Below are 13,291 nucleotides of genomic sequence, written 5' to 3'. Positions count from 1 at the left end.
TAAATGCGTCATATTCGCTTGCAGAAATAGCGAGGGACCTGCCTACTGTCCACAGTACAGGCGCATTTCATAACCGGCATTTCGGGTGCAAACGCAAGAAAGGCGCTACAACTGCAGCGCCTTTCGTTCATCTGATCGAAAAATTAGACTTCGACTAGGTCGTCATCATCTGAGCCCCCAATGGGGGCATCGAAATCAAGCCCGTGCGCCGCACGAATTTTATCTTCAATTTCCAGTGCGATGGCCGTGTTTTCACGCAGGAAGGTTTTTGAATTTTCGCGCCCTTGTCCGATGCGTTCATCACCATAACTGAACCACGCGCCCGATTTATCAACCACGCCAGCCTTGACCCCCAAATCAAGCAGTTCGCCCGTTTTGGAAATCCCTTCGCCATACATGATATCGAATTCGACTTGCTTAAATGGCGGTGCAACTTTGTTCTTCACGACCTTTACGCGTGTGGCGTTACCGACCACCTCATCACGGTCCTTGATCGAGCCAATGCGACGAATATCCAAACGAACCGAGGCATAGAATTTCAGTGCGTTACCGCCAGTTGTTGTTTCAGGTGACCCGAACATGACGCCGATTTTCATGCGGATTTGGTTGATAAAGATAACCATACAGCCAGAACGATTGATCGAGCCGGTCAATTTACGCATGGCTTGCGACATCAAGCGCGCGTGGACGCCCACGCTACTGTCACCCATGTCACCTTCAAGTTCGGATTTTGGTGTCAGCGCAGCAACTGAATCGACGATGACCATGCTAACAGCGCCCGAGCGCACAAGAGTATCAACGATTTCAAGCGCTTGTTCACCTGTATCAGGCTGCGAAATCAGCAACTCATCCAGATTCACGCCCAGTTTTTTCGCATAAGCCGGGTCAAGCGCGTGTTCGGCATCAACAAATGCACAAACGCCGCCTTTTTTCTGCTCTTCGGCGATAGTGTGAAGGGTCAGCGTGGTCTTACCCGAGGATTCTGGACCATAGATTTCGACAATCCGCCCTTTCGGCAGCCCGCCAATACCGAGCGCGATATCTAAGCCCAGAGAGCCCGTTGATGTCGCCTCAATATCAGCCATCTTGTTATCGCCGCCGAGCTTCATAATTGAGCCCTTACCGAACTGCCGTTCGATCTGTGCCAGCGCGCTTTCGAGCGCTTTTTCTTTATCTGCCGTTTTCTTGTCAGCCATTTTGAGGAGCTCTGCCGTTGCCATGTTTCAAGTCCTTATTTCACGCGCCAGCCAAGGCGGCAATCACTGCTTTGTTCTTTTTATGTTCTCAATATTAACTAGACCAAAACAAGAACATTGCAAGATTAATTTACGTTTCCACCTTTGGCTCGAAACGGTTAAGGTTTGGTTTATACGTGAATATCCCCGGAAGTTGATCGAAAGAGCGACATATAAATGCTTGTTTTTTGGAAAGAAAATCTCGTTCTGCTTTCCGTCCCAAAGACCGGAACAACGGCGCTTCAGGGGGCTTTAGCGCCACATGCAGCAATGGTTTTGCGCAATCCACCGCACCTGAAACACTCTCCTGCCTATCGTTATAAACGATTCCTTAAGCCATTTTTCAAACAGGCTGGCGGACAAGATCCAGAAGTCATGGCTGTGGTGCGTAATCCAATTGATTGGCTCGGGAGCTGGTATCGGTATCGTTCGCGCGAAGACCTCATTGGGCATCCGAACAGCACGTATAATGTTAGCTTCGACACCTTTGTCGACGAATACTGCAAAGGCAACCCTGCCCAATTTGCCGCGGTAGGGTCGCAATCAAAATTCATGTATGTCAACGGTACATTGGGCGTTGATCATTTGTTCCGTTATGAGGCGCAGGACAAGATTATCGCGTTTTTGGAACAACGGCTTCAGCGGACGATCAAGCTAAAGCAGTTGAATGTCTCACCAAAGAAGGACTTCGTGCTCTCGCCCGAAATCGAAGCGAAACTACGCGAAAAACGCCCCGAAGAGTTCGCGATCTGGGAACTTGGCCAAAGTTAGTCCTCGACTGGACCTTTGAAACCGGTCGCAACGACGAATTTCTCTGAACTATCAGAACGTGACGCTGGCGGTTTGACGTTCGCGACCTTTTTGAACCGCGACTTCAATAGCTTTTGCAGATCCCCCTCTGCCCCACCAGCAAGAACCTTCGCAACAAAAGTGCCACCTTCGGCCAAGACATCAAATGCGAAATAAGCAGCTGTTTCGCAGAGCGTCATGATCCGCAGGTGATCGGTCTGTTTATGTCCAGAAGAAGCCGCCGCCATATCAGACATCACAACATCGGCCGAACCGCCAAGCCACCCCATGACCTTTTGGTCGGCGTCATCTTCTAGGAAATCAAGTTGGTGAATTTCGGCGCCCGCGATTGGCGCGACCTCTTGCAGGTCCACCCCCAAGACATACCCCTGCGCTTTGCTCTTGCGTTCACCCAACGCATTGACACGCTTAACGGCGACTTGCAACCAGCCGCCCGGAGCACAGCCCAGATCAACAACGCGCGCACCGGGCACGAGAAAGCGATACTTGTCATCCAGTTCAAGGATCTTAAACGCAGCCCGCCCACGATAGCCTTCGGCTTGCGCGCGCTTCACATAGGGATCATTCAACTGTCGCTGCAACCAGAGCGTCGAGCTAAGCTTGCGTCCGCGCGCGGTTTTGACTTTGACGGTCAGGTCACGCTGTCCGCGTCCCGATGTGTTTTTTGTTGTCTTCTTGGCCATAGCATTGCCTATCGCTTAAAACGGTGCGTCTTCCAAGACCCCATCTGCAGACATTTGTGCATAAAGTAGGCCTTCGCGTAGTCCGCGATCCGCCACGGACAGACGATCTGTTGGCCAGAGCCGCATGAGCGCCTGCAAAATCGCAGAGCCAGACATGATCAAAGCCTGCCGATCCTTACCAATGCGCGGGTCCGCACGCCGCCCGGTTGGGCCAAGCGAAAGGTAATCGCGGATCACGGCATCAATCTGATCAGAGGTCATCCTCAGACCGTCTACTTTGGTCCGGTCATAGCGTTTCAACCCCAAATGGCTGGCCGCAACTGTCGTTACCGTGCCACTCGTCCCAATGATCTGAAAACCCTCACGGGCTTGGGCCGCCGCATAGGGAGAGAACTCTTCAAGGTTTTCCTCAAAAAACCAGCTCATTAGCGCAAAACGCGCGGAATCATCTTCGACATCTGCGAATTGATCACGCAAAGTTGCAACGCCAAGCGGGACCGAAATCCAATCAACCACCTTAGCGGCGGCAAAGGGACCGGGGTCAGATTTAAACCCAGCATGCAAACGCATGATCGCCCTCGGGCGTTCGCGTTTGGGTACATTTGTCAGGTCAATCCATACCAGTTCAGTAGAACCACCGCCGATATCAACAACCAGCAACTGGTCGGTGTTTACGCTCACCAACGGGGCACATGAGATCACCGCGAGCCGCGCTTCTTCCTCGGGCTTGATAATCTCAAGCTGCAAACCCGTTTCGCGGCGCACCTGCGATATAAACTTGTGACCGTTCTGTGCACGCCGACAGGCTTCTGTCGCGACCAGCCGCATGTGTTTCACGCCGTGGCGCTTGAGCTTTTCACGACAAATACGCATCGCCGAAATCGTACGATTCATCGACGCACGCGACAAACGACCAGTGCTTTCCAGGCCATGGCCTAGCTGCACAGATTTTGAGAAGCTATCGACAACATGAAACTGGCTGCCCTTCGGCTGGGCAATCAGCATACGACAGCTATTTGTGCCCAAATCCAATGCCGCATAGAGCGACGCAGGATCGGGACGTTTTGGCGCGGGGGTATCGACCGCTTTTGGGAACGCGCCCGCACCTTTGGGACGCTTGGGCGCCATTGGACACGCCCTCCATTTTTCGAGTTACTCACAAGCTAGGCCGCGAAATCGGTTTGCACAAGCCTTGTGATCAACTTCGTGAATAGGATGCATCTTGGATATGAACATTATGGGACGCCGATGATATGGCCCCACTGCTAGGCATGGGTTAGCAAGTGCCCGTCGCTCAATGCGTCCGTGATGTCGAAAATCGACATCGTTGTCGAAAATCGAATGCTAGAACCAAAGATACAGCAATAGGGGGAATCACCACATGCCCGACGTCACAATTGTCTACTGGCGCGATATGCCCGCCCAAGTCATTGTCGGCCGTGGTCGTAAAGGCACAAAAATGCCCCTGCCAGAACGGTTCGAACAAGCAATTGATCGCGCTGCGATGAAATCGGGGGCCGCAGAATCTGACGATTATCTCGCCGGGTTCCGCAAGGCCGCGCCCTACCCTGTTGTTGGAACAGATGTCGAAGCCGCCACAGCCGAGGCTGCGCGGATCGACACCGAATATGATCAAGAGCGCCTCAAAGCGCTTATCGCCAACGACGGCTGGAATTGAAACCGAACGCCAGCATAACCGCGCGCATCACGGAGGTCGCAATGTCCCTACTTCCCTTTATGAAACGCAAAGAATCCACATTGCCGGGGGTTAGCCCTGACGTGGTCGCGTTTCTCAAAGATTATTCGATCGAGGTGATGCCACGAACCGCCGAAAAGGTTGACGACTTCAAAGATCTACTTCCAGCGGGAACGCGTGTTTATATCGCACATATCGACGGCACCCCAATCGACGACATGGTCGCGACGGCCAAACGGCTCGCGTCTGATGGGTTTCAGGTGATGCCGCATTTCCCTGCTCGTATTATCCAAGACCGCGCAACTTTGGCCGATTGGATCGACCGTTATCAGTCGGAGGCAGGCGTCAACCAAGCATTGCTATTGGCGGGCGGTGTTTCAGAGCCCAAGGGTGATTTTCACAGTTCGATGCAATTGCTGGAAACCGGCCTGTTTGGCGACTTCGCGCGCCTCCACGTCGCAGGTCACCCCGAAGGAAACCGCGACATCGACAAAGATGGCAGCGACAAAAACGTGATGGAAGCTCTGCACTGGAAACAACGGTTTTCGGACACGACAGATGCGAAAATGGCCCTCGCGACACAGTTCGCCTTTGAGGCCGCGCCGATTATCCAATGGGCAGATGCCCTGCGCGATGCTGGCATTACGATCCCAATCCATATCGGGATCGCTGGCCCGGCCAAGCTTCAGACGCTGATTAAGTTCGCCATCGCCTGCGGTGTTGGCCCGTCGCTCAAGGTGCTACAAAAACGTGCCATGGACGTCACAAAACTGGTCTTGCCCTACACCCCTACAGATGTGGTTGCAGACCTTGCCGCACATAAGGCCGCGAACCCAGACTTTAACATTACCAATGTGCATTTCTTTCCGCTTGGCGGGATCAAGACAAATGCAAATTGGGCCATCGAAAATGGCGGTAGCTTTGCAACGCCCGCCAACCAAACCAAGGAAGTTTCATGACCCGTACGATTGTCGAATCCAAAACAAAGACCGCCATCATCGGGTTCGATCAGCCCTTTTGTGTGATTGGGGAACGGATCAACCCAACTGGCCGAAAGATCCTCGCGGCTGAACTGGAACAAGGCGATTTTAGCCGAGTTGAGGCCGATGCAATCGCCCAAGCAGCGGCGGGCGCGAACATTCTGGATGTGAACTCAGGCGCTGTTTTCTCCAACAAAATGGCCGAAGACCCACGCTATGCCGACAATAACTTTGTCGAGCCACCCTTGATGAAAGAATTGATCGAGCGCGTGCAAGCTGTCGTGGATATCCCGCTGTGTATCGATAGCTCTGTACCCGGCGCGCTGGAAAACGGCCTTGCCGCCGCCGAAGGTCGCCCATTGCTGAACTCTGTAACCGGCGAAGAAGAACGGCTCGAGCTCGTTTTGCCGCTAGTTAAGAAATACAACGTCCCCGTGGTCGCGATTTCGAACGACGATACCGGCATTTCCGATGACCCAGACGTGCGCTTTGCGGTAGCGAAAAAGATCGTTGAACGCGCCGCTGATTTTGGCATCCCTGCGCATGACATCGTGGTCGATCCGCTGGTCATGCCGATTGGCGCGAAGGCGACAGCGGGCCTGCAGGTCTTTACGCTGGTGCGCCGCCTACGCGAGGAACTGGGTGTGAATACCACATGCGGCGCCTCAAACATTAGCTTTGGCCTGCCCAACCGTCACGGCATCAACAACGCTTTCTTGCCCATGGCAATGGAGGCGGGCATGACCTCAGCGATCATGAACCCAATCGCCCTGCCCGTTGGCCCAACCAAAATCGCAGAAAAGAAGGCAGCCGTCGAAGCCGCAGGGATCATCCTGCCCGAAGGCATGGACGACGAAACATTCGTCACTCTGTTCGGTATGGGATCAACAAAACCCAAAGCTGGCTCTGAAATGGAAGCCATCCGCGCGGCCAACTTTTTGACGGATAATGATCCATCCGGTGCGGATTGGATTCAGTTTAACCGCGCACCAGCCAAGCCTGGCGAAGGGCGCGGACGTTCCGGCCGTCGTCGTCGCGGCTAAGCATCAAAACTTTAGGGCCGCATCCAAAGTTGCGGCCCTGTTCGTTATCAGTCGTTCAGCGATAATATAGCGACTGACCGTTGTGAAAGATCTGAACCTTTTCTGGCTCAGCTTGCATGCGCACCGTTTTCCCACGCAGACCAGCGTGAATACCGGGCAACTTACCAATCACAGCGTCATTATCACCAATCTTGTCGAAGTAGAGCAACGTTACCTCGCCCAAGGCTTCTGTAATATTGACTTTGCCTTCAAACAGATAGCTGTCCTCTGTCGTTTCGATCATATCCTCGGGGCGGACACCGACGTTGACCTTTAGCCCTTTGTCGCTGGCTTGGGTTGGGACAGCCGAAACGACGCTGCCGCCGTTCTCCAAGCGAACCACCGTCTGTGCACCCGTTTCCACGATTTCGCCGGGTAACAGATTCATTGCGGGTGACCCGATGAACTGGGCGACAAATTCGTTCTCGGGGCGCTCGTATAGCTCAAGCGGTGTGCCGACCTGCGCGATACCCTTGTTGGCAAGGACAACGATGCGACTGGCGAGTGTCATCGCCTCGACCTGATCGTGCGTGACGTAGATCATCGTGCTTTCAGGCATCGATTCTTTGAGTTGCGCAATCTCGATCCGGGTCGCAACGCGCAATGCGGCATCCAAGTTCGAAAGCGGCTCATCAAAGAGATAGACCTTTGGGTCACGGACAATAGACCGACCAATGGCAACACGCTGGCGCTGTCCGCCAGATAACGCCTTGGGCAAACGATCCAAGTAATCCTCAAGCTGAAGGATCTTGGCCGCTTTATTCACGGCCTCGTCGATTTCTGTTTGGGATTTCTTGGCCAGTTTCAGGGCAAAGGACATATTTTCGCGCACGGTCATATGCGGATAAAGCGCATAGGATTGAAACACCATTGCGATCCCACGCTGCGCCGGAGGCACATCGTTAACCAGTTGCCCATCAATCTCGAGCGTCCCGCCTGTGATCTTTTCAAGCCCAGCGATCATGCGCAAAAGCGTAGATTTACCACAGCCGGATGGGCCGACAAAAACGATCAGCTCGCCTTCTTTGATATCGAGATTAATGTCCTTTAGGACATCAACCGTTCCGCCATAGGTTTTGGCGACATCTGTCAGTTTCAGATCGGCCATTACTGCTCCCCCCTCGTTTAGTTTGTTGTCTTAAGCACTAGGCAAGACTGCCAAGGCCCAAGTTGCAAGCGTCCACCCCCAGAAAACAACGCGCTGCCCAGTTCTGCACCGATTGGTGCCCATTCACCGGCCGGCAAATCAAAGTCGGACGGCGTATCGCTTAGGTTAAATGCGCAGAAAATCGTTTCTGTCTCATCGCTGCGGGTAAAGTAAATCACGTCACCCGTCGCCTGTAGTTTATTATGCGAACCACGGCTTAGCGCGGGATGCGCGTGACGGAATGCGATAGCCTTGCGGTAATGATGGATCAATGCGCCGGGCTCATCCTCTTGGGCGTTGACGGCAAGTGGCAGATGTTCAGATGCGACCGGTAGCCACGGTTTCGAAGCAGAGAAACCGCCATTTTGATCACCTTCTGTCCAAACCATTGGCGTACGGCAGCCATCGCGCCCTTTGAACTCGGGCCAAAACTCGATGCCATAGGGGTCTTGCAGGTCTTCGAATGCGACGTCCGCTTCGGGCAGCCCCAATTCTTCGCCTTGATAGATGCAGACCGATCCGCGCAGACACATGATGAGTGTGGTAAACAAACGCTGTGCAGCAGGTGACAGCGACCAACGCGAAGCGTGGCGTACCACATCGTGGTTCGAGAATGCCCAGCAGGCCCATCCATCGCCAGCGACATCGTCAACTTCGGCCATGACCTCAACAAAACGTTGGGCAGTTGGCATCTCTGCCGCGAGGAATTCAAAAGCGTAGCACATCTGCATCAAATCGTCGCCACGGGTATATTCGCCCAAGATCTCTAGCCCGCGCTGGCTATCGCCCACTTCGCCGACAGCGGCCGCACCAAAAGGTTCCATTACGGCGCGCAGACGGCGCAGAAATTCGACATTTCTTGGATGGTTCTTGTCGTAGAGGTGCTCTTGGTGGTTATACGGATTCACCGCGGGCGCAGTATTCGCGTTGCGCCGTTCAGGCGCGAGCGCAGGGTTATCGCGCAGCTGCTCATCGTGCATATAAAAGTTGATCGTATCCAGGCGGAAGCCATCAACACCACGGTTCAGCCAGAACCGCGCGACATCCAGCAGCGCTTCTTGGACTTCAGGCTCATGGAAATTCAAGTCAGGCTGCGACACAAGAAAATTGTGCATATAGTACTGTTCGCGGCGCGCATCCCACTGCCAGCCAGAACCACCAAAGATAGACAACCAGTTGTTTGGCGCGGTGCCATCAGGTTTGGGGTCAGCCCACACATACCAGTTCGACTTTGGGTTGGTTTTATCTGCACGGCTTTCGGCAAACCATGGATGCTGATCACTAGTGTGGCTCATCACCAGATCAATCATCACTTTGATCCCGAGCTTATGCGCAGTGTCGATGACAGCATCAAAATCAGCAAGTGAGCCAAACATTGGATCAACGTCGCAATAATCGCTCACGTCGTAACCAAAATCTTTCATTGGCGACATAAAGAACGGCGAAATCCAAATCGCGTCCACACCCAGCGACGCGATATATGGCAGGCGCTGTACGATCCCCAAAAGGTCACCGATACCGTCACCGTTACTATCCTGATAGCTACGCGGATAGATTTGATAAATTACCGCTCCGCGCCACCAATCTTTGTCGTTGGCATTCGCGGGTTTTGTGGCAAGAGCCGAAGTCATAGACGTCTTTCCTACTGCACCCTGCCCCATTACATCGCATGGGGCATCTGGGTGGATTTGATCAAAGCTTTGGGCGCACCCAAAGCAGGCTTACTTAACCGAGCCGGCCAATAGACCGCGCACAAGATATTTTTGCATGGCAAAGAACACCGCCAATGGCACCGCAATCGAGACAAAGGCCGCTGTGGCAAGAATTTCCCAATTACCGCCCCGCGTTCCCAAGAGTTCGACAATTTGGTTGGTCATCACCGTCGTTTGTCCGGTCGCATCGATGAGGAACACTTTAGCCACCAAGAGATCATTCCAAGTCCACAGGAATTGGAAAATCGCGAATGATGCCAACGCAGGGAACGACAGCGGCAGAATAATCTTGGTGAAGATCTGGAAATCCGTCGCGCCATCGACCTTTGCGTTTTCAATGATGTCGCGTGGCAGCCCCACCATATAGTTCCGCAGCAAATAGATCGCGAGCGGAAGCCCAAAGCCCGTATGCGCCAGCCAAACCCCCAGATAGCCTTTGCCGATACCGATATTCAGGTGAAGCCGCAGCAGCGGAATGAGCGCCAGCTGCAACGGCACCACCAGCAACCCAACAACGAGAGCGATCAGGATCGCACGGCCTGGGAAGTCCATCCAAGCCAGCGCATAGGCGGCAAAGGCCGCGATCACGATGGGAATGATAGTCGCCGGGATCGTCACGGTCAGCGTGTTAAAGAACGCTTTGGCCATGCTGTCCGTCGAAGAACCGCTGAACAAAACACGTTTATAGTTATCGAGCGTGAACTCGGGCGGCGTTGCTGCCGTTGCAAAGACACGCTGCCCACGCCCCGAGAGTTCCTCGGTTCCGGTCCAAACGTAATCACCGTTGGCCTCAACAGTAATTGTTTCGCCATCCCCCAGATCGGCGGTTTCACCAGCTGAGTAGGCATCAATCGCCCGCGAAGATGTGCCCCAAACGCTGATCTCGGCGCCCATTTCTTCAAAGAGGTTGCCGGTAATCGTATACACACCATCAACAAGCGACTGAACGCCATCATCATCGGGGTCCGTTGCCCGCAACGTCACATTCTGCTCTGTCGGAAACAAGGATTGCCACCAACCAGAACTAGAAATCTGATCCGTTGTCCGAAAAGACGAAACCAACAGGCCGACTGTCGGAAACAGCCAAAGCGCGACCAGCAAGGCCACCGAAATATGTACAATCCACGTCAAAGAGGATTTGCTGCCAGCAATATTGTCCATCAGCGCATCTCCTTACGGGCATTATAGACGTTCCAGATCAAGATGGGCGAAACCAAGAGCATGATGATCATCGCACTTGCCGATCCCAGCCCCCAGTCGTTTGCCCGGAACAGTTTGTCATACATATAGTTGGCCAGCACTTGGGTTTCCCATTGGCCATTTGTCATGGCGAAAACGATGTCAAAGACCTTGAGAACAACCAGCGTGATCGTGGTCCAAACAACCACAATCGTACCTGAAATCTGCGGCATCTTGATCTTGAAAAACACCTGAAACGGGTTGGCGCCATCTACGATCGCGGCCTCAACTGTTTCTTCTGGAATACCGCGCAATGCGGCCGATAGGATTACCATGGCAAACCCGGTCTGAATCCAAATCAAGACGACCATTAAGAAGAACGAATTCCACCCCGGAATAGTCAGCCATGTCTGTGGTTCGCCGTAGGGGTAGTCCTTGGTGAATGCGCCAAACGCGAGTGAAAGCGCGGCCAATGCGATCCCCGCGAGGATGACAACGAAAACCACACGCAGGCTCGAACCTATTTTGCTCACGCCGGGCGCACGCATTTTTTGCAAACTGCCCCAAGCCACATAAGCCGCAGCAGCAGCCGCACATAACATCAAGAGGCCCGGCAACAAACGCAAGATCAGGAAGGACCCAACACCGCCATCAAACTGCAACCAAACCGCGTTTAGCACGCCGATCTGGCTTTGGCCTACTGGGCGGGTGTCATAGATCAATTTGAAAATAACCGACGCACCAACAAAAGAAATCGCCATCGGCATAAAGATCAGGGATTTAGCAATTGCGCCCCATTTGATCCGGTCAGTCAATTGCGCTGCCAACAGGCCAAATGCGGTCGAAGCAGCAGGCACAACAAGCAGCCAAAGCATGTTGTTCTTCACAGCTTCCCAAAACTTAGGGTCAGCAAACATCTGGTTGTAATTATCAAGGCCAACGAAAGCGCCACCTTGGTCACGGTCGGTCAGCGAATACCACAGCGTCGCAAAGACCGGATAAGCGAGGTAAAGCCCAAGCGCGAAAATCGCCGGGAAGAGAAACAGCCACGGGCGTACCATATTGGCGCGGTTAATGTTCCGACCAGCGTGTTCGCCCTTTGCAGGAAACAGAATTTTGTCCAAGAATTGGTTGGAAAAATAGAAATAGGCGATACAGCCACCTACCCCTAGAAAAATTGTCAAGAGACCCTGTGCCGCAGGATGCATCGTCCGTTCCCCCCCGGGTAAAACTTGTGGGGGCCAGCGCGATTGTTACCGCGCTGGCCCGCTTCTCACGTGAGTGATGTCACTTACTTAATTGCATCCCAAGATGCTTGGATGTCGGCAGCCACTTCGCCTGCGTCTTTGCCGCCGGTGTAGTCAACCATGCCAGTCCAGAAAGAACCCGCACCAACTGCGCCTGGCATCAGGTCAGAACCGTCAAAGCGGAACGATGTCGCGTTCAGCAGAATGTCGCCCTGACCACGTAGCGTGTCATCAGCATATGTCGCTGTGTTCACGCCAGAGTGTGGTGTCAGGAAGCCGCCCTGCGCCATCATTGCTTCGTGAGCGACTGGCAGCTTCATGAATTCCATGAAAGCGTTGGTCGCGTCAGATGCAGAAGTGATCGCCATCAATGTACCGCCACCCAGAACTGGATTGCCCAGATCTTCGGCTTCGAAAGATGGGAAGTAGAAGAAGTCAGCATCTTCGCCAAGCTCTGTACCTTCTGGGAAGAACGCAGGGATGAATGACGCCTGACGGTGCATGTAGCACTGTGGTGGGCTGTCAAACATACCCTTTGGGCTTTCGCGGAAGTCAGTGGTTGCAACCGCAGCTGCACCACCTGCAACCCATGCGTCGTTACGCGCAAATTTACCAAATGTTTCGATCGCGTTGATCACAGCTGGATCATCAAAAGGAACGTCGTTCGTTGTCCAACCATCGTATGTTTCCAACGATGCAGTCCGCAGCATGATGTCTTCGACCCAGTCAGTCGCTGGCCAGCCAGTCGCTGCACCCGAACCCAAACCAATACACCAAGGTGTGCCACCTTCTGCAACGATCTGGTCAGATAGCGCGAGTAGTTCTTCCATTGTTGTTGGCACTTCGTAGCCCGCGTCTTCGAAGTTTTCAGGAACGTACCATACGAGAGATTTAACGTTCACGTTAAAGAAGAAACCGTATGTTTCAGTCTCGCCGCTTTCGTTTGCATAGCTACCCAGATCAACCCAAGATGAACCAGCAGCGTAGTTGTCATTGATCCAATCGGCTGTTCCTTCTGGCAGGGCTGTCAGCAGGCCGCGGGACGCCATGTTCGCAGCAAGGCCCGGCTGCGGGAACACCGCGATATTTGGTGCAGAACCCGCCTCTGCGTCGATAACGATCTGCTGTTCAAAGCTGTCAGAGCCGACATAAGATACGCTTGCGCCTGTTGCGGCTTCGAACAACGCGGCCATGTTTGAGAAATTATCAGCCTCTGCCCCCAACCAAGGACCAGAGATCGTGACTGTTTGACCGGAGAAATCATTTGCTTCCGCAAATGCAGTATAGCTGTCCCAAGTAAAATCACCCTCACCTGGTGTCAGCTCAACATGGTTACCAGCCTGCGCCATCCCTGCGGACAAAGCAACTGCAGCAACCCCTGCATAGAGTCTCGTTTTCATGGATTATCCTCCCATTCACGCCGTCGCGGCGCGCAACTAAAATTGCACCTAAGTGCGATTACTTCCGTCAAACACATCAGGAATCAAATTTCCCAAAGCGCTTTGGATTTGCTTACACTC

Annotated in this window: 12 protein-coding genes; 4 read left to right on the top strand and 8 right to left on the bottom strand. The window is 53.5% G+C overall.

The window, feature by feature from the left end:
• Nucleotides 1-143: 143 nt before the first annotated feature.
• The gene (recA, locus tag TW80_RS04075) at nucleotides 144-1,220 is read right to left on the bottom strand and encodes a recombinase RecA (protein ID WP_045996040.1); all 1,077 of its coding nucleotides are present in this window, start codon (nucleotides 1,218-1,220) and stop codon (nucleotides 144-146) included.
• Nucleotides 1,221-1,412: 192 nt separating this feature from the next.
• On the opposite strand from recA, the gene TW80_RS04070 reads away from it, so the two are divergent.
• Complete coding sequence (locus TW80_RS04070) at nucleotides 1,413-2,006, top strand: hypothetical protein (RefSeq protein ID WP_045996039.1); 594 nt, start codon at nucleotides 1,413-1,415, stop codon at nucleotides 2,004-2,006.
• Here the strand turns inward: TW80_RS04070 and TW80_RS04065 are convergent.
• Together TW80_RS04065 and TW80_RS04060 are read right to left on the bottom strand one after the other, a co-directional pair.
• Nucleotides 2,003-2,728 carry an RlmE family RNA methyltransferase gene (locus TW80_RS04065; protein ID WP_045996038.1) on the bottom strand — a complete coding sequence of 242 codons (726 nt, stop codon included), beginning with the start codon at nucleotides 2,726-2,728 and terminating at the stop codon, nucleotides 2,003-2,005. The two genes, TW80_RS04070 and TW80_RS04065, sit on opposite strands and share 4 nt — an antisense overlap.
• Before the next feature lie 15 nt (nucleotides 2,729-2,743).
• Entirely contained in the window at nucleotides 2,744-3,856 is a 1,113-nt protein-coding gene (locus tag TW80_RS04060) for a Ppx/GppA phosphatase family protein (protein WP_045996037.1), read from the bottom strand.
• A 253-nt stretch (nucleotides 3,857-4,109) separates the two neighbouring features.
• Here TW80_RS04060 and TW80_RS04055 point away from each other — a divergent pair, with 253 nt between their 5' ends.
• The 3 genes from TW80_RS04055 to TW80_RS04045 are packed head-to-tail and all read left to right on the top strand — an operon-like array spanning nucleotide 4,110 to nucleotide 6,447.
• On the top strand, nucleotides 4,110-4,406 hold the full coding sequence (locus tag TW80_RS04055; RefSeq protein WP_045996036.1) for a virulence factor: 297 nt from the start codon (nucleotides 4,110-4,112) through the stop codon (nucleotides 4,404-4,406).
• A gap of 41 nt (nucleotides 4,407-4,447) precedes the next feature.
• Nucleotides 4,448-5,383: a methylenetetrahydrofolate reductase gene (locus TW80_RS04050; RefSeq protein ID WP_045997004.1), complete on the top strand. Its 936-nt coding sequence runs from the start codon at nucleotides 4,448-4,450 to the stop codon at nucleotides 5,381-5,383.
• Nucleotides 5,380-6,447 carry a methyltetrahydrofolate--corrinoid methyltransferase gene (locus TW80_RS04045; RefSeq protein WP_045996035.1) on the top strand — a complete coding sequence of 356 codons (1,068 nt, stop codon included), beginning with the start codon at nucleotides 5,380-5,382 and terminating at the stop codon, nucleotides 6,445-6,447. The genes TW80_RS04050 and TW80_RS04045 overlap by 4 nt, the downstream gene beginning before the upstream one ends.
• A 55-nt stretch (nucleotides 6,448-6,502) precedes the next feature.
• Here TW80_RS04045 and TW80_RS04040 read toward each other — a convergent pair whose 3' ends face one another.
• The 5 genes from TW80_RS04040 to TW80_RS04020 all read right to left on the bottom strand — a co-directional run bounded on the left by TW80_RS04040 (nucleotide 6,503) and on the right by TW80_RS04020 (nucleotide 13,171).
• Nucleotides 6,503-7,594, bottom strand: coding sequence for an ABC transporter ATP-binding protein (locus tag TW80_RS04040; RefSeq protein ID WP_045996034.1), 1,092 nt, complete (start codon nucleotides 7,592-7,594; stop codon nucleotides 6,503-6,505).
• A gap of 17 nt (nucleotides 7,595-7,611) precedes the next feature.
• Nucleotides 7,612-9,264 (bottom strand): alpha-amylase family glycosyl hydrolase, encoded by a 1,653-nt coding sequence (locus tag TW80_RS04035; RefSeq protein WP_045996033.1) that lies wholly within the window; start codon nucleotides 9,262-9,264, stop codon nucleotides 7,612-7,614.
• Between the two features lie 90 nt (nucleotides 9,265-9,354).
• Nucleotides 9,355-10,506 carry a carbohydrate ABC transporter permease gene (locus TW80_RS04030; RefSeq protein WP_045996032.1) on the bottom strand — a complete coding sequence of 384 codons (1,152 nt, stop codon included), beginning with the start codon at nucleotides 10,504-10,506 and terminating at the stop codon, nucleotides 9,355-9,357.
• On the bottom strand, nucleotides 10,506-11,732 hold the full coding sequence (locus TW80_RS04025; protein ID WP_045996031.1) for a carbohydrate ABC transporter permease: 1,227 nt from the start codon (nucleotides 11,730-11,732) through the stop codon (nucleotides 10,506-10,508). Before TW80_RS04025 ends, TW80_RS04030 begins: the two co-directional genes overlap by 1 nt.
• Before the next feature lie 83 nt (nucleotides 11,733-11,815).
• Nucleotides 11,816-13,171, bottom strand: coding sequence for an ABC transporter substrate-binding protein (locus TW80_RS04020; protein ID WP_045996030.1), 1,356 nt, complete (start codon nucleotides 13,169-13,171; stop codon nucleotides 11,816-11,818).
• Nucleotides 13,172-13,291: the final 120 nt, after the last annotated feature.

The organism is Loktanella sp. S4079, from assembly GCF_000967725.1.
Classification (GTDB): Bacteria; Pseudomonadota; Alphaproteobacteria; order Rhodobacterales; family Rhodobacteraceae; genus Yoonia.
The sequence above is the reverse complement of the archived record's forward strand: the minus strand, read 5'-3'. Positions and strand labels throughout refer to the sequence as shown.

What these genes read in the sequence shown, in the direction of transcription:
- recA (WP_045996040.1), bottom strand. Translation starts at nt 1,220, where the DNA reads ATGGCAACGGCAGAGCTCCTCAAAATGGCTGACAAGAAAACGGCAGAT.
- TW80_RS04070 (WP_045996039.1), top strand. Translation starts at nt 1,413, where the DNA reads ATGCTTGTTTTTTGGAAAGAAAATCTCGTTCTGCTTTCCGTCCCAAAG.
- TW80_RS04065 (WP_045996038.1), bottom strand. Translation starts at nt 2,728, where the DNA reads ATGGCCAAGAAGACAACAAAAAACACATCGGGACGCGGACAGCGTGAC.
- TW80_RS04060 (WP_045996037.1), bottom strand. Translation starts at nt 3,856, where the DNA reads ATGGCGCCCAAGCGTCCCAAAGGTGCGGGCGCGTTCCCAAAAGCGGTC.
- TW80_RS04055 (WP_045996036.1), top strand. Translation starts at nt 4,110, where the DNA reads ATGCCCGACGTCACAATTGTCTACTGGCGCGATATGCCCGCCCAAGTC.
- TW80_RS04050 (WP_045997004.1), top strand. Translation starts at nt 4,448, where the DNA reads ATGTCCCTACTTCCCTTTATGAAACGCAAAGAATCCACATTGCCGGGG.
- TW80_RS04045 (WP_045996035.1), top strand. Translation starts at nt 5,380, where the DNA reads ATGACCCGTACGATTGTCGAATCCAAAACAAAGACCGCCATCATCGGG.
- TW80_RS04040 (WP_045996034.1), bottom strand. Translation starts at nt 7,594, where the DNA reads ATGGCCGATCTGAAACTGACAGATGTCGCCAAAACCTATGGCGGAACG.
- TW80_RS04035 (WP_045996033.1), bottom strand. Translation starts at nt 9,264, where the DNA reads ATGACTTCGGCTCTTGCCACAAAACCCGCGAATGCCAACGACAAAGAT.
- TW80_RS04030 (WP_045996032.1), bottom strand. Translation starts at nt 10,506, where the DNA reads ATGGACAATATTGCTGGCAGCAAATCCTCTTTGACGTGGATTGTACAT.
- TW80_RS04025 (WP_045996031.1), bottom strand. Translation starts at nt 11,732, where the DNA reads ATGCATCCTGCGGCACAGGGTCTCTTGACAATTTTTCTAGGGGTAGGT.
- TW80_RS04020 (WP_045996030.1), bottom strand. Translation starts at nt 13,171, where the DNA reads ATGAAAACGAGACTCTATGCAGGGGTTGCTGCAGTTGCTTTGTCCGCA.